The 14,754-nt window shown below is 41.6% G+C and carries 16 protein-coding genes and 1 pseudogene; 13 read left to right on the plus strand and 4 right to left on the minus strand.

Going from position 1 to position 14,754, the window contains the following annotated elements; genetic code table 11:
- The coding region (locus BMZ95_RS09880; protein ID WP_143455005.1) for a helix-turn-helix domain-containing protein at positions 1 to 288 on the minus strand (288 nt) is incomplete at its 3' end.
- A 54-nt stretch (positions 289 to 342) separates the two neighbouring features.
- On the opposite strand from BMZ95_RS09880, the pseudogene BMZ95_RS09885 reads away from it, so the two are divergent.
- Both BMZ95_RS09885 and BMZ95_RS11620 read left to right on the plus strand, forming a co-directional pair.
- A pseudogene (locus tag BMZ95_RS09885) lies at positions 343 to 1,005 on the plus strand (sensor histidine kinase); the annotation flags it as partial.
- On the plus strand, positions 1,002 to 1,127 hold the full coding sequence (locus BMZ95_RS11620) for a hypothetical protein (RefSeq protein WP_263850153.1): 126 nt from the start codon (positions 1,002 to 1,004) through the stop codon (positions 1,125 to 1,127). The pseudogene BMZ95_RS09885 and the gene BMZ95_RS11620, both read left to right, overlap by 4 nt.
- Before the next feature lie 264 nt (positions 1,128 to 1,391).
- Here BMZ95_RS11620 and BMZ95_RS09890 read toward each other — a convergent pair whose 3' ends face one another.
- The gene (locus tag BMZ95_RS09890; RefSeq protein WP_046922674.1) at positions 1,392 to 4,022 is read right to left on the minus strand and encodes a YfhO family protein; all 2,631 of its coding nucleotides are present in this window, start codon (positions 4,020 to 4,022) and stop codon (positions 1,392 to 1,394) included.
- Positions 4,023 to 4,294: 272 nt separating this feature from the next.
- On the opposite strand from BMZ95_RS09890, the gene BMZ95_RS09895 reads away from it, so the two are divergent.
- From BMZ95_RS09895 to BMZ95_RS09925, 7 genes are all read left to right on the plus strand, one after another.
- Complete coding sequence (locus BMZ95_RS09895) at positions 4,295 to 6,361, plus strand: peptidoglycan D,D-transpeptidase FtsI family protein (RefSeq protein WP_046922681.1); 2,067 nt, start codon at positions 4,295 to 4,297, stop codon at positions 6,359 to 6,361.
- A gap of 160 nt (positions 6,362 to 6,521) precedes the next feature.
- Positions 6,522 to 6,671: a 50S ribosomal protein L33 gene (rpmG, locus tag BMZ95_RS09900; protein WP_004563477.1), complete on the plus strand. Its 150-nt coding sequence runs from the start codon at positions 6,522 to 6,524 to the stop codon at positions 6,669 to 6,671.
- Positions 6,672 to 6,737: 66 nt separating this feature from the next.
- Positions 6,738 to 7,280 (plus strand): 5-formyltetrahydrofolate cyclo-ligase, encoded by a 543-nt coding sequence (locus tag BMZ95_RS09905; RefSeq protein WP_046922673.1) that lies wholly within the window; start codon positions 6,738 to 6,740, stop codon positions 7,278 to 7,280.
- A gap of 24 nt (positions 7,281 to 7,304) precedes the next feature.
- Positions 7,305 to 7,964, plus strand: coding sequence for a rhomboid family intramembrane serine protease (locus BMZ95_RS09910; RefSeq protein WP_046922672.1), 660 nt, complete (start codon positions 7,305 to 7,307; stop codon positions 7,962 to 7,964).
- 34 nt (positions 7,965 to 7,998) lie between these two features.
- Positions 7,999 to 8,232, plus strand: coding sequence for a YqgQ family protein (locus BMZ95_RS09915; protein WP_003694266.1), 234 nt, complete (start codon positions 7,999 to 8,001; stop codon positions 8,230 to 8,232).
- Positions 8,232 to 9,194: an ROK family glucokinase gene (locus BMZ95_RS09920; RefSeq protein WP_014073672.1), complete on the plus strand. Its 963-nt coding sequence runs from the start codon at positions 8,232 to 8,234 to the stop codon at positions 9,192 to 9,194. The genes BMZ95_RS09915 and BMZ95_RS09920 overlap by 1 nt, the downstream gene beginning before the upstream one ends.
- 149 nt (positions 9,195 to 9,343) lie before the next feature.
- The gene (locus BMZ95_RS09925; protein ID WP_046922680.1) at positions 9,344 to 9,769 is read left to right on the plus strand and encodes a rhodanese-like domain-containing protein; all 426 of its coding nucleotides are present in this window, start codon (positions 9,344 to 9,346) and stop codon (positions 9,767 to 9,769) included.
- Between the two features lie 40 nt (positions 9,770 to 9,809).
- Here BMZ95_RS09925 and BMZ95_RS09930 read toward each other — a convergent pair whose 3' ends face one another.
- Positions 9,810 to 9,986 (minus strand): DUF3042 family protein, encoded by a 177-nt coding sequence (locus tag BMZ95_RS09930; protein WP_003694261.1) that lies wholly within the window; start codon positions 9,984 to 9,986, stop codon positions 9,810 to 9,812.
- 167 nt (positions 9,987 to 10,153) lie between these two features.
- Here BMZ95_RS09930 and miaA point away from each other — a divergent pair, with 167 nt between their 5' ends.
- The 4 genes from miaA (at position 10,154) to glnA (ending at position 14,206) form a co-directional block, all read left to right on the plus strand.
- Positions 10,154 to 11,089 carry a tRNA (adenosine(37)-N6)-dimethylallyltransferase MiaA gene (miaA, locus tag BMZ95_RS09935; protein WP_046922671.1) on the plus strand — a complete coding sequence of 312 codons (936 nt, stop codon included), beginning with the start codon at positions 10,154 to 10,156 and terminating at the stop codon, positions 11,087 to 11,089.
- A 5-nt stretch (positions 11,090 to 11,094) separates the two neighbouring features.
- Positions 11,095 to 12,357, plus strand: coding sequence for a methionine gamma-lyase family protein (locus BMZ95_RS09940; protein ID WP_014073670.1), 1,263 nt, complete (start codon positions 11,095 to 11,097; stop codon positions 12,355 to 12,357).
- 91 nt (positions 12,358 to 12,448) lie between these two features.
- The gene (locus tag BMZ95_RS09945; protein WP_014073669.1) at positions 12,449 to 12,835 is read left to right on the plus strand and encodes a MerR family transcriptional regulator; all 387 of its coding nucleotides are present in this window, start codon (positions 12,449 to 12,451) and stop codon (positions 12,833 to 12,835) included.
- 24 nt (positions 12,836 to 12,859) lie between these two features.
- Positions 12,860 to 14,206, plus strand: a complete 1,347-nt coding sequence (gene glnA / locus BMZ95_RS09950; RefSeq protein ID WP_046922670.1) for a type I glutamate--ammonia ligase — start codon at positions 12,860 to 12,862, stop codon at positions 14,204 to 14,206.
- Between the two features lie 260 nt (positions 14,207 to 14,466).
- Here glnA and BMZ95_RS09955 read toward each other — a convergent pair.
- Positions 14,467 to 14,754, minus strand: a 288-nt coding sequence (locus BMZ95_RS09955) for an RNA-guided endonuclease InsQ/TnpB family protein (RefSeq protein WP_143455011.1), incomplete at its 5' end; no start/stop codon positions are given.

Below are 14,754 nucleotides of genomic sequence, written 5' to 3' on the forward strand. Positions count from 1 at the left end.
CCTCCAATGGGATACTTGACCTGGAAGCAGATCAAACCTGGCAGCAACTTCAGCTATGGTTACCTCATGTGTTTGATAATAGTCTATCACAGCCAGTTTAAAATCAGTGTCAAATATTCTCTTATTTCTACTATGACGAATTTTACCTTGAAGTCGATATGTTTGAATCCAGCTTCGAACAACCCTTGAATTGAGGTTGTATTCTCGAGCTAATTGGATACTCGTTGCCATTCCCTGATTATATTTACTAATAATTTCCGCTTTCAGTTCCGGACTGTACTTTGCCATAAAAAATACCCCACAATCATTAGACTACTTTGTCTAACAATTATAGGGCACTTCATCATTCAAGGACATTTGGAAATGCTTAACCGTTGGGGAAAAGATGATCCTAAAGTCTTGGATAATTCAATCAAGGCTTCATTACAAGAAATCAATCGAATGAAAAGTTTGGTTCAGGAAATGTTGGATCTGTCAAGGGCTGAACAAGTTGAAATCCAGTTTGCAAATGAGGTTACGGACGTCAAGGAAGTCGGCATGCAGGTCTACAGCAATTTTAAGATGATTCATCCTGAATTTACGTTTGTGATGGACTGTGATTTGAAAGAAGCGACTAAAGTTCAAATATATAGGAATCACTTGGAACAAATATTGATAATTTTAATGGACAATGCCGTTAAATATTCAACAAATCGACCTGAAGTCCATATGTCGCTTGCAAAGACCTCGAGATATGCGCAAATTGTAGTGCAGGATTTCGGTGAGGGAATTTCGCAAGAAAACGCAAGCAAGATTTTTGATCGATTCTATCGTGTCGATAAGGCCCGTAGCCGTGATAAAGGCGGAAACGGTTTGGGACTTGCCATTGCCCATCGCTTGATTGAGGGCTACCATGGAAAGATGACCGTTGAAAGCGTCCTGGGCCAAGGGTCTGTTTTTAGGATTTCCTTGCCATTGATTCGCGAAGAAGAAAAGGTTATAAAAGAAAGGGAGCGTTCATTATGACTGGGATTATTGAATTTTCCGTTAATAGCAAAGATGCAGGCAACCTTATCTTGGAACTGAACCAAAGCTTGATCGAAATTACTGGGGATGATGGGACGTCAAGTTTTAAGAAAGATTTCTGATAACGTTGTCGGAATAAAGCGGATATATTCCAAGGAAAATTGCGTCGGCATCGGGCGTGCGATTATAGAAAAGCTGGAAGCAAAAGCCGTGGATTTTGCTTGAAACCAGGAAACAGAACGCGCATGCAATCAAGTTTTACGATAAGTGCGGATACGTTCACTGTGAAACGTACTGGAAGTATCGCATAAATGATAATGCATACTATTTTGAAAAAATTGAATATGTAAAAAACACTCGCCTGAATGACGAGTGTTTTTTACATATTAGACGAATCCCCGCTTTTTAAGTCTTGAAAAGTTGCAAATTACTATAAGCAGACTGCAAGACAGTAATGAAACGATACAGCCGATGCCGAGATACGGGGGAACGTATTTTAAAACGATTCGATGATTTCCGGAAGAAAGCATCGCACCGATAAACGTATTTTGAATTTTAATGATTGAAGTCGATTTTCCATCGACTGTCAAATGCCATCCTTGGTTGTAAGGAATAGTCGTTGCCATCATCTGATTTGAGTCCAAGCTCAAATTACCTTTGATTAAAGTTGATGTTGCTTTCATACTGGTCAAGCTGTTGATTCTGATCTGTTCCAGCTTATTCAAGACCGCTTGCGTATCCAATTGATATAAAACAAAGTTGTTGAGCCAGAGACTGTCCTTTTTAAAACGTGCCGTAAGGACGATTTCATTGCCTTTATCGTGGTTTGCAACGTTTATGACGACCGTATGTCTGAATGTTCCGTAATGATTTAACAAGCGGTTTCCGCGGTACCACGTAACGTTATCGCTGTTGAGACACGGACCAAGAGTAACATAGTAAGAGTCGTCTGTTTTAGGCGTAAATTTAAAGATTATTTTGGCTTCCTTGCTGCGTTTGATTTTTTTAAAGGATGAATTGGTCAAATTTACCTGTTTAGGCGTATTTTGGAAGATGACCTCATTGAAATTGCAAGGATAGAAATATCTCGTTGACGGCCATGTCGAAGTTGCCGAATTCAGCCAAGAAGTCTGATAATTTATTGGATCGTTGTAAAGAATTTTTTGATTAAGCAAGGATCTGTTGGACGCATAGATAATATTTGCCGAATAAGGATTTCGGTAGATTCTCGTACTTTCCGTCTCCTTGACCAGATTGTATTCTGCTGCATCGGGACGCTCGCTGACGACGTTCAGATCCGTTTTTGGCTGTTCTATTTCTGCCGATTCTTTTGGTTGAATCAAGTATTTCATGTCAAGCAATCCATCGGTAATCAAAGTTCCGTTCGTGTAGGCCACATAGTTGTCGCCATCAGGATTTCCGATCTGACCGTAAAAGTCAGGGATGCTTTTTTCAAGTGCGGAACTGAAATATGAGCCAAAATTCATGTTTTGTGCAAGACCGTCGTTTTTTGTGCGACAATAAAGCGAGGCGACACGATAAAGCGACTTGTCCAAAGAATCAAGTGCCTTTTTGTCTTGAGCCAGCGTTTTTGTCGGATCGGCAAATTCTTTTTGAGTCAAATAGCTAAGATTGTTAAGCGACATACAGGCATTAATGCTCATTTCAAAAATGACAACGATCAAGAGCAGGAAATCTTTTGAATCAAAGTCTAACAATTTGTCTGTCAGTGACATCAAAATAAGCGTCAGCAAGGCAAAAACGACTGAAATAATCAAAGTCTGTTTTGATGCAAAACTAAATTTTTTAAGGTTGATCGCAACGTAAATAATGACTCCGGCATACAGAATTCCTGGAACTGTCAAGAAAACCCTTGTTTGACGAGATCTTTTTGACAGTGCGGTATGCGCAAGAAAAATCATCCAAAAACTGACAATGAAAGAAAATCGATACGGATACCAGACCGGAAATTGCATCCCATGCCAAAATAAATCAAGCGGTTCAAAGCACATCGACAAGATGAGAAAACAGGTAATGAGAAAAGCCGTAATCCTTGAGCGCAGTTTGATTTTTTTGCAAAAGAAGAACAAACAAAATGCAAACAATGCCAAGCTTGAGATAAATAAATTCGGCTGACCCGACGGCAGCTGATCGAAATTAAAAGCACCCATTGTCAGTTTGGAAACCATTTTAATCGGGTCATATTCAAGCTTAAAACTGATTTTTTCTTGCATGTATTGGCCCTTGCTTACTGACAGGGTGTAAAGAGTAGAAAGAAGCGTCAAACAGCCAACGCCAACGGCAAGCAAAGAGCTTCCGACAAAAATTGCGGCTTTTTTAAGCATGATTTTTGGAGTTTCGAAGTTGTCGAAAGCATACCAGATGAAAAAAAGTACTAAAAAAATGCAGATCATATAAGCCATGTAATAGTTGACGATGATCATAAAGCCGAGAAAAAGAACGTAGCAAGCAGGTTTTGCAGTTTCCATCAGATTATAAAAGCCGACAATTATCAGCGGCAAAAAGACGCAAGCATCAAGCCACAACAAATTGAATTGGTTGGCAACGAACCATCCCATCATTGCATATGTAATGGCAAGCGATGAATTGACGAGCCTTGTTTTTTTATTTCGTTTTTGAAGCAGCCATGCCATTGCAAGGCCGGAACATCCATACTTCAAGAGCGTGACGAGCATAATGCCTGCAGTGAGCGTTTTTCCTTTAAAAAACAAGAAAATCAAGTTGAACGGACTTAAGAGATAGTAGGCAAATTCTCCGAGCATTTCCCCGCCAATGGCTTTTGAAAACGAATAAAAGATTTTTGTCGGATCGTGAAGCAGCGTGTCGCGATATGCAGCGAAGAAGTCGACGTATTGCTGTCCCAAATCAACGGTTAAAAGGCTGCTTTTGCCAAATGGATACATTCCTCGATAGATAAAGTATCCAAGCATGATTGTGACAGGAACGAAGAATCCGATGAATAACGGATAATTTTTTTTAATGAATTCTTTTTTCATGAATTTCGATTCCCTTCGAATTAATTACGTATAGCATAACACCATAAAGCTAAAAAAGATGTTTAAAATCATAAATATGAAATAATTTTAAAAATTAGATAAGTTTGAGCAAATTTACTCAAATTTTATAACTAATATAGGCTATTTTAGCATATAATGAAAGGAACATGCAGAATATGAATTGTTTCAGATCAGATATTTCACTGACTTGCTAAAATAGCGTATAATAAGCTGATGGGAACATCATAATGAAAAGATAGGAGTTTTTGGCGGTGAATTTTTTAAAAAAAGCCAACAGCAATCACGATAAGAAAAATAAATCACATATTCCTTTCAGATTAAACTTTCTTTTTTTCGTCGTTTTTATTTTGTTTGCGGCTCTGATTGTCCAACTTGCATATTTGCAGATAGTTTTTGGACCACGTTTTGAGTCTGAAGCTCAAAGCGGTGACACAAGGACCGAAACAAAAAATGTTCAACGCGGGATGATTTATGATTCGACCGGTAAAATCTTAGTGGCAAACAATACTTCAAGGGCGATTACCTATACCAAGCCGCTGATGATTTCTTCTTCTGACATGTTCAAGATTGCCAATAACTTGATAAAATATGTTGAGATTGAACCAAGCGAATTGTCCGATTCCAATAAGGAAGACTATTATTTGGCTAATCCAAAGCATGAAAAGTTCGTCAAAAGTCAAATCAAAGATGCAAACAAAATTACCAATTCATCCAAGCTGTATCACATGGAACAGGATTATGTCAAGAAACACAAACTTGGAACGAAACTAACTGACAGCCAAAAGCGAGCAGCAACCGTTTATGCAAAAATGAACGGTGCCTATTCGCTGTCGACTGTTTATATCAAGACAAAAGACGTGACCGATAATGAAATGGCCGTCGTTGGCGAAAATCTCTCAGAGCTTCCGGGAATCAAAATCGGAACAAGCTGGACGCGTTCATATCCTAACGGTGATTCCGTCAAAAGCGTTATCGGAACCGTTACGACTGAAAAGCAAGGCCTTCCGAGCGATATGATCAATACTCTGTTGGCAGAGGGATATTCGCGAAATGACAGCGTTGGTTCGAGTTATGTCGAATCACAATATGAAAACGTCTTGAAGGGAACCAAAGAAGTCATCAACGTTGAAACCAGAAATGACAAAATTGTCAAAGAAATCAAGCAATACGGCGGCAAAGCCGGTGACAACGTCGAATTGACGATTAATTCCGATTTTCAAAACAAGGTTCAAAAGATCATGAACGATTGCGTCAAATCGATTGTCGGAGGCAATCCTTATTCTCCTGGTGGTTATGCCGTAGTGATGAATCCGAACACCGGCGGCATCTACGCTTTGGCAGGCGTCAGCCGTAACGTGAAAACAGGTAAAATTACCGACAACGCCCTTGGAGCAATCAATCAGACTTATGTAATGGGATCCGTCGTTAAGGGTGCAATGGTGCTCGGAGCTTTGAAATCCGGCGTGATCACGCCATCAAATAATACGTTGACGGACGAGCCGATCAAACTCAAAGGGACGGCAACCAAATCTTCTTGGTTCAATAAGACCGGCGGAGCAAACATATCTTTGACGGCATCCGACGCATTGGAAGTTTCTTCAAACTCGTATATGATGAAGCTTGCAATGATGGAAGGCGGATTCAACTATGTTCCCGGGTCAGCGCTGTCGCTTTCGAATTCGATTTTTGACAAGCTTCGTTCCAATTTCAAGCAATTTGGACTTGGCGTTAAGACCGGAATTGACATTCCGGGAGAAGCAAAAGGCTTTGAAGGACCTGCTAATCAGGCTCACATCGGTAATGCGCTCGACTTGTCTTTTGGCAACTATGATTCGTATACGACGCTTCAGCTGGCACAGTACATTTCAACGATTGCAAACGGAGGATACAGACTGCAGCCGCATTTGCTTAAATCCATTCGCTCCACCAATCGTGACGGTTCGCTCGGCGAGGTTAAGTATGAGTTTGAGCCGAACGTTTTGAACGTCGTTGGTGCAACTGATTCACAGTGGAACATCGTCAAAGAAGGTCTCTGGAAGGTCGTTCACGGCACCAGTTCCTACAGAACGGGGACGAGGCTTGCGGACATCAAGCCGGCAGTATGCGCCAAGTCAGGTACTGCGCAGACTTTTTATAATACTGCAGAAACCGAAACTCTTAGTCTTGTCACCTATGCTCCGAAGAAAAATCCGCAAGTTGCAATTGCCGTGGCTTTCCCTAATATCAGCGATAGTTCTGCCAGCGTCAATTCAACTGCAGTTAAAGAAATTTACGATGCGTATTGGAAAACCGTTCAGACAAGTGATGGTTTAAAGTAGCAAAAGTGACGAATTGAGTGTATTTTTGCTGTCAAGTAAAAATACTTAACGAAAAACTGAAAAAATGCTGGTAATCAAACCGAAAAGATGATATGATATTATACGTTGGAGTTGCATCTTTGCAATTCGTTAAATGATACGTAAGTTTGGAGGTTTGAAGATGCGCGTAAACATCACATTGGAATGCACGGAATGTCATGAACAAACATACTTGACAAATAAGAACAAGCGTAACAATCCTGATCGCCTTGAGCTTAAGAAGTATTGCCCACGCGATCGCAAGGTTACATTACATCGTGAAACAAAATAACAACAGGCTTAAAACCCTGTTGTTTTTTTGTTAGTTAATATAACCGCTTACAAGGACTTGATTTTAATGAAGAAGACTTTTAGAAACAGACAGATTGAAATAATCAGACATCATGTTGAAGAAGCCGGATATTTAGCAGAAGAATTTATGCTTTACTCTAAGCTTTGCGCAGAAAGCAGTTGGAAAAACGCAAGGACGGTTGCTTTGACGATCAGCACCGAAATTGAAATTGATACCAAGCCTTTGATATCCTTGGCATGGGCAGACAAAAAGAAGGTCGTAGTGCCAAAAACGTTTCCAGGCAGAAAAATGGAATTCTTTGAAATCGTTCCGGAAAGCGAATACGAATTAACTTCTTTTGGAGTTTTAGAGCCAAAAGATGAAACGAAATCCGTGTCCCGTGATAAAATAGACTTGATTGTCGTTCCGGGAGTTGCGTTTACTCTCAAAGGACAAAGACTCGGATATGGCGGAGGCTTTTATGATCGCTATTTGAGCGGATATCGCGGAAATACGATTGCATTGGCTGATAGTTCAAGGTTGTACGAAAGACCTGAATGGGGAGAAGACAAGTTTGACATCGCAGTTCAAAAAGTTTTGAAACCATAATGGTTCAAGAAAGGAATTGGCTCAATGAATTACAAGTTTAAAAATTTTCCGGTAACCTGTGTTTTGATCGGGATCAACGTTGCAATCTACCTGCTGATGACCTTTGCCGGCGGAAGTCAGAATCCTGGCGTTTTGGTTCGATTCGGAGCAAATTTCGCACCGTATGTTTCCAATGGCGAGTATTGGCGGTTGCTGACAGCGATGTTCCTGCACATCGGTCTGGAGCATTTGGCATTGAATATGCTGACGCTGTATTTTATCGGTGCTTCGCTTGAACCGATTCTTGGTTCGGTTCGTTTTGCTGTTTTATATCTCGTGAGCGGAATTTGCGGGGATGCGGCAAGCTATTCTTTGACGAATGGCTTGTCTGCCGGAGCCAGCACTGCGTTGTTCGGATTATTCGGTGCATATTTGATGCTTGGAGAGTCGTTCAGAAACAATGCCTACATTAAGATAATGGCGCGCCAGTTTTTACTGTTGGTCGTTTTGAATATTTTCTTTGATTTTTTCAGCAGTGGAATCGATATTTGGGGTCATATCGGCGGGTTGCTCAGCGGCTTTTTGTTCGGATACGTCATCGGAGCTCCGAAACTTGGAGAAATCCCGGTGGGTAAACGAGTCATCTGTGCAATAGCAATTTTAATGTTTTTGTTTGTTATATTCAAATCGGGTTTCGTTTATTAGTATTTTAAAGTATAATTATTTTCGGAGGACTTTTATGAAGACTTTGTACGATGTCCAACAGTTGCTTAAACGTTTTGGAATATTTGTCTATGTTGGAAAAAGACTTTGGGATATTGAGCTGATGGCTTTGGAATTGGATAATTTATACAAAGCCCAGGCAATCGACCAAAAAACTTTTCTTAGCGCGAAGCTTGTTTTAGAAAGAGAGCATCGTTACGAGGAAAAACGTGAAAGGACGAAAAAGAACATAATGGAGGATGAAGTGTAATGGATAAGAAACTTATCGGTGTTGACCTTGGCGGGACGACAATCAAATTTGCGATTTTGACGCAAGATGGCGAGGTTCAGCAAAAATGGAGCATCAAGACTGATATTTTAGATGAAGGTTCACATATCGTTCCTGATATTATCGAATCAATCAACCATCATCTTGATTTGTATGAAATGAAGCCGGAACAGTTTATCGGCATCGGAATGGGAACTCCCGGGACGGTTGACGTTGAAAAGGGAACTGTTATCGGTGCTTATAATTTAAACTGGAAAACGTTGCAAAACGTTAAAGATGAAGTAGAAAAAGGCACTGGCATTGCTTTTGCCCTCGACAACGATGCCAACGTTGCAGCTTTGGGCGAACAATGGAAAGGTGCCGGCGAAAATGCGGCCAATGTTGCTTTTATTACTTTAGGAACTGGCGTTGGCGGCGGCATCATCGCTGACGGGAAGCTTCTTCACGGTATGGGAGCTGCTGGTGAAGTGGGTCACGTTAACGTTGAACCTGGCGGATATCTTTGCACTTGCGGAAATCGTGGATGTCTTGAAACATATGCGTCAGCAACAGGCGTTGTTCGCGTTGCGCGCGATATGGCAGAAGAATTCGCTGGAAAGTCTGCACTTAAAGATTCCGTTGACAATGGTGATGACGTTACGTCGAAGATGGTTTTTGATTTGGCTAAAGAAGACGATGTCTTGGCTGTCAAAGTCGTTGATCGCGTTTGTCGCTACCTCGGGCTTGCATGCGCAAATATCAGCAGCATTTTGCATCCGGAATATATCGTCATCGGTGGTGGTGTATCTGCTGCCGGAAACTTCTTATTGGAACAAGTCGCCAAATATTTCAAGCAATATGCTTTTCCAACGATTCGCAACACGACAAAGATCAAATTGGCACGTCTTGGCAACGATGCCGGCGTAATCGGTGCAGCTTCTCTTGCGCTTAAATTTAAAGATTAGGACAAAACGCATTTGCATCATCCCCGTTGCAGAAATGTAGCGGGGATTTTTTGTATCATAGACTTGATTTTATCATCATAATATGCTGATATTATATTAGACGCTTTTTTAGTCTAGGAATCTGGAAAGAGGGATTAATCGTGAATTTAATGTTAGGCGCGGCGCATTCGGTATTTTTCTATATCAACATCGTTTTGATCACAATTCTTGTCTTGATGATCGGAACGCAGCTTTATTGGTTTGTTCGTTCTAAAATTTCCGGCAACGTGATTGACGGTGAGAAATTCGCAAAGGGCATCCATCGTGGGCAGGTGGTTGATTTGCGCGATGAGAACAAGTTTAAAAAAGACCATATGCTTGGAGCGCGCAACATGCCTTTTATGCAATTCAAGATGTATAAAGATGCTTTGAGAAAAGACATGCCTGTTTATTTATATGATGAGGGCGTGCAATATCCGATCAAAGTATCTTCAAAGCTCAAAAAAGAGGGCTTTAAAGAAGTGTATATTCTCAAGGGCGGCTATTCTGCATGGGAAGGCAAAAAGAAGGGAACGAAAGTTTCTTCTGACAAATAAAAAAAGCGAGCGGGATTTTGGCCGCTCGCTTTTTAATTTTTTAGTTTTGGTGAGCAGAACGACGCTTGCGCATTGCGCGCTTGCGATGTTCGTCTAAAATTGCTTCGCGTTCCTCGATTGGTTCGACAACGGTCTTTTTGAATGCATAGACGCAACCTGCGACTGCACTGATCGTAGCAATGGTGCCGAAAACGAACCCCTTGCCAAATGATTTCATGGGTGATTCCTCCCTTGTTTTATTTACTACTATTATGAACGAAACTCGTAAAAAATTCCAGTTAAATCACTCAAAATTATAATTGCTTCTGACAGAAGAAATAATTTGTGAAATGTTGTAAAATGGTTGTTGTGAGTTGCTCAGAAATATTGCAAAGGAGAGTTCTGATGAAACAAAAGCTTCTTTCGATCGTCGGACCTACGGCGGTGGGAAAAACAGCTCTTTCAATCGAGTTGGCCAAAAGATATCAAGGCGAAGTCATTTCGGGAGATTCGATGCAAGTTTATCGAACGCTTGATATCGGAACGGCAAAGGTGATGCCTGATGAAATGCAGGGCATAAAACATCATTTGATTGATATTTTGGATCCGTCCGAGCGTTTTTCATGCGCCGATTTTATTTTACGATGCAAAGAAAGCTGCCAAGAAATTTCAAAACGAAAAAAGCTTCCGCTGCTTGCGGGCGGTACAGGATTTTACGTTCAGGCTTTGTTGGACGGATTCAAATTGGGGCAAGACGAATATTCAGCGGATGAAAAAGAAAGAGCCAAATGGCATGACTATGCTGAAAATCATGGACGTCAAGCACTGTGGAACAAATTGAACGAAGTTGATCCGATTGCTGCTGCAAAAATTCCGGTCGGAAATGAAGTGCGCGTCGTCAGGGCGTTGGAGGTTTACGAAAAGACGGGCAAGAAATTTTCGGAACAAAACGATGTTCAAGACGGCGAATTTGATGCTTTGATAATCGGGTTGACGACCGACAGAACGCTGCTTTATGAAAGAATCAATCAGCGCGTCGACTTGATGATGAAACGAGGCTTGGAAAAAGAAGCAAGAAGTCTGTACGAAGCAGGGGGATCTTTGCTTCCTGCCGGCAAAGGAATCGGATATAAGGAATTTTACCCTTATTTTGCCGGTGAAATCACGTTGGAAGAATCTGTCGATCTTGTTAAGAAGAATTCGCGTCACTATGCTAAGCGTCAGCTGACATGGTTCAGAAACAAGATGGACGTCGTCTGGTTTGATTTGGTGCAGCACCCTGAGCAAATTAAGAATATATGTGCAGTCGTTGATGATTGGCTGCTCAATAAGGAAAGGTGAATGTAATGAATTCATGGAAAGATAAATTTCCAAAAGATTTGCAGGAAAAGATTGCCGAAGTTGATGAGATGATTTCGGGTCGTTTGAACGAAATCACGGAACAGGAATTGTACAATCAGCAGCGTGTTTTGGAACTTTACCGAAAACATCGCGTTGCTGAAGAAGATTTGGTCGGTTCGACCGGTTACGGATACGATGACGTCGGTCGTGACAAGCTTGAAAAAATTTTTGCCGAGTATTTTAAGACGGAAGATGCGTTGGTAAGACCGCAGATCGTTTCCGGAACTCATGCAATCAAGACATGTCTTTTTGGCGTTATGCGTCCGGGAGATACGCTTTATTATATGACCGGAATGCCTTATGATACGATCCAGGAAGTGATTGGCATTGCCGGAGACAATCCCGGAACGTTCAAAGAATACGATATGCATTTTGAATACACGCCGTTGCTTGAAAACGGTGAAGTTGACTATGAAAGCTGCGGAAAATTTCTTGAAGAACATCCGGACGTCAAGGTAATCGCGCTGCAACGATCACGAGGATATGCTACGAGGGACAGCTTTACGATTGAAAAGATCAAGCGGATGATTGCATTCATCAAAGAGCGCGCTCCCAAAGCAATCATTTTTGTCGACAATTGTTACGGCGAATTTTCTGAAACTGAAGAGCCGACTTTCTTTGGAGCTGATTTATTGGCAGGATCCCTCTTTAAAAATGCAGGGGCGGGCATCGTCAAGGGCGGGGCATTTATTGTCGGCCGTAAGGATTTGATTGCTAAATGCGCAGCGCATTTGATTGCTCCCGGCTCAGGCAAGTCTGAAGGACCGACGTATGCATATTTAAGAGATTTTTATCAAGGATTTTTTATGGCTCCGCATACGACGGGACAAGCAATCAAGGGCTCGATTTACGCTGCTGCCTTATTGGAAAAACTTGGCATGGACGTTTCTCCGAAGTGGGATGCTCCGCGCACGGATCTGGTTCAAACGATTACGTTTGGGGCGCGAGAGCCGATGATCAAGTTTTGCGCTGCAATTCAGCATAATTCAGCTATGAATGCATTCGTTGATCCGGTTCCGAGTTACATGGATGGTTATGAAGACGAGATAATCATGGCATCCGGCAGCTTTACGGAAGGATCGACGATTGAGCTTTCGTCTGATGGTCCGCTTCGTGAACCGTATTGTTTGTATATTCAGGGCGGTTTGTCGTATGAGCACGTAAAAAATGCGATTACTGAGGCTGCTTTTGAAACTTTTTACAAGTAATTACATTCATGTTATAAAAAGTAACATTAAAGGGTTGACAAGGGCGCATTAAGTTGTTATCATAAACTTGTAATTTTTAAGGAGGATGGATATGAAAGAAAAAGAACTGAGACGTTCTTTAGCCGTTCTTCCGATTGGAACGGTCATGAAGTTGACGAGTCTTTCAGCACGTCAAATCAGATATTATGAAGAGCAGGGTTTGGTGATTCCTGAACGCAACGAAGGCAATCGCCGGATGTACTCTTTAAATGATATCGATACTTTGCTTGAAATCAAGGATTACTTGACTGAAGGCATAAACATGGCCGGCATAAAGCACATTTACGAAGAAAAGGCGAAAGAAGAAGCAGAAAAAAAGGCACGCATGGAACAGCCTTTGACGGATGCTGATGTTCGCCGGATTTTGAGAGATGAGTTTCTTTCGGTTGGCGGTTTGAAGAAAGAAGATCAGTTTACTTTCCGCAATCGTACCCTCTAATACACTTACAAGGAGCAAACCGACATGGCAAAACCTAGCTACACAAAAGACGATATTCGTCGTATTGTTAAAGAAGAAAACGTTCAATTTCTGCGTTTGATGTTCACTGATTTGTATGGCACGATCAAGAACGTTGAAGTCCCTATCAGTCAATTAGACAAGCTGCTTGACAACAAGCTGATGTTTGACGGTTCATCAATTGATGGTTTCGTTCGTATTGAAGAAAGTGACATGTGGCTTTATCCAGATCTTTCGACATGGATGGTCTTTCCATGGGATAACGGACACAATGGCAAGATTGCTCGCGTCATCTGTGAAGTTTATAATGCAGATCGCACGCCGTTTATGGGCGATCCTCGTAACCAATTGATGCATATTCTTGATGAAATGAAGGAAATGGGCTTTACTGATTTCAATATCGGGCCTGAACCAGAATTCTTCCTGTTTAAGATTGATCCTGAAACCGGCAAGCCAACGACACATTTGAATGACCAAGGCAGCTACTTCGATTTGGCACCTGTTGATTTGGGTGAAAACTGCCGTCGCGACATCGTTCTTGAACTTGAAAAACTCGGTTTTGACGTTGAAGCTTCTCACCACGAAGTTGCGCCTGGTCAGCATGAAGTTGACTTCAAGTACGCTGATGCTTTGCATGCTTGCGACAACATCCAAACATTTAAGCTTGTTGTCAAAACAGTTGCGCGCAAGCATGGTTTGCACGCAACGTTCATGCCAAAGCCGCTTGATCGCATCAACGGTTCCGGCATGCATATGAACATGTCATTGTTTACAAAGGACGGCAATGCGTTCTTTGATGAAAACGGAGAAGACCAGTTGTCACAAAATGCTAAGTACTTCTTGGGCGGCTTGTTGAAGCATGCACGCAGCTTTACGGCTGTTACGAATCCGACGGTCAACTCTTATAAGCGTCTGGTTCCTGGTTATGAAGCACCTGTTTACGTTGCATGGTCCGGACACAACCGTTCACCGTTGGTTCGTGTTCCGATTGCTCGCGGATTGTCAACACGTTTGGAGCTTCGCAGCGTTGATCCTTCGGCCAATCCATATTTGGCGGTTGCGACAATTCTTGCAGCCGGCTTGGATGGCTTGAAGAACAAGATTGAAGCACCAAAGGCAATCGACCGCAACATCTATGCAATGGATGACGATGAACGCAAGGCAAATGGCATCGTTGATCTTCCTTCAACGCTTCATAATGCTTTGAAGGAATTGACGTCTGATGAAGTTATCAAGAAGGCCATGGGTCCGCACTTGTATTCTAACTTCGTTGAAGCAAAGCGTCTTGAATGGGCTGCATATCGCCAAGAAGTTTCTGAATGGGAGCGTCAGCAATATCTTGAACTTTACTAAAAAGAATTTGCAAGATTCGGCATTGCCAGTCGGTTTTCAATCAGTAATTTGAAAAAATAATGGATATTACTTCAGTCATGCAGATTTGCATGGCTGTTTTTGTTTTTATTTGAGCTACCCCAACTTAACCTGAAACTTCGTTTTTTAACGGTTTGAAGTTGGGAATTCTGGGAACACGGCAAACTTGCCAGTCTAGTTCTTCACTAAGTTGGTAGAGGTCACCGTTATTTTACCAAGGTACGTTCCACACCTGTTTATTATTAAGCCAGAGTTTCTAATCCTTTAGCCAAGATATTTTTAGCTGCGTTTACATCTCTATCGAGATGCGCATGACAATTAGGACAGTCCCATTCACGAGCAGCTAGCCATTCTGACTGAGAAAGGCTGTCAAACTCGTGATTTTTTTGTTTGCATTCATGACAAATACGACTGGTATTTTTAGGGTCTATGATAATTAATTTTTTGCCATACCATGCACATTTATATTTAAGCTGACTGATTAAAGTTCCCCAGGAAGCATTGGCAATTGAGGCAGACAGATGATGATT

The organism is Ligilactobacillus ruminis DSM 20403 = NBRC 102161, from assembly GCF_900113455.1.
Lineage (GTDB): Bacteria > Bacillota > Bacilli > Lactobacillales > Lactobacillaceae > Ligilactobacillus > Ligilactobacillus ruminis.

What these genes read in the sequence shown, in the direction of transcription:
- BMZ95_RS11620 (WP_263850153.1), top strand. Translation starts at nt 1,002, where the DNA reads ATGACTGGGATTATTGAATTTTCCGTTAATAGCAAAGATGCAGGCAAC.
- BMZ95_RS09890 (WP_046922674.1), bottom strand. Translation starts at nt 4,022, where the DNA reads ATGAAAAAAGAATTCATTAAAAAAAATTATCCGTTATTCATCGGATTC.
- rpmG (WP_004563477.1), top strand. Translation starts at nt 6,522, where the DNA reads ATGCGCGTAAACATCACATTGGAATGCACGGAATGTCATGAACAAACA.
- BMZ95_RS09905 (WP_046922673.1), top strand. Translation starts at nt 6,738, where the DNA reads ATGAAGAAGACTTTTAGAAACAGACAGATTGAAATAATCAGACATCAT.
- BMZ95_RS09910 (WP_046922672.1), top strand. Translation starts at nt 7,305, where the DNA reads ATGAATTACAAGTTTAAAAATTTTCCGGTAACCTGTGTTTTGATCGGG.
- BMZ95_RS09915 (WP_003694266.1), top strand. Translation starts at nt 7,999, where the DNA reads ATGAAGACTTTGTACGATGTCCAACAGTTGCTTAAACGTTTTGGAATA.
- BMZ95_RS09920 (WP_014073672.1), top strand. Translation starts at nt 8,232, where the DNA reads ATGGATAAGAAACTTATCGGTGTTGACCTTGGCGGGACGACAATCAAA.
- BMZ95_RS09925 (WP_046922680.1), top strand. Translation starts at nt 9,344, where the DNA reads ATGTTAGGCGCGGCGCATTCGGTATTTTTCTATATCAACATCGTTTTG.
- BMZ95_RS09930 (WP_003694261.1), bottom strand. Translation starts at nt 9,986, where the DNA reads ATGAAATCATTTGGCAAGGGGTTCGTTTTCGGCACCATTGCTACGATC.
- miaA (WP_046922671.1), top strand. Translation starts at nt 10,154, where the DNA reads ATGAAACAAAAGCTTCTTTCGATCGTCGGACCTACGGCGGTGGGAAAA.
- BMZ95_RS09940 (WP_014073670.1), top strand. Translation starts at nt 11,095, where the DNA reads ATGAATTCATGGAAAGATAAATTTCCAAAAGATTTGCAGGAAAAGATT.
- BMZ95_RS09945 (WP_014073669.1), top strand. Translation starts at nt 12,449, where the DNA reads ATGAAAGAAAAAGAACTGAGACGTTCTTTAGCCGTTCTTCCGATTGGA.
- glnA (WP_046922670.1), top strand. Translation starts at nt 12,860, where the DNA reads ATGGCAAAACCTAGCTACACAAAAGACGATATTCGTCGTATTGTTAAA.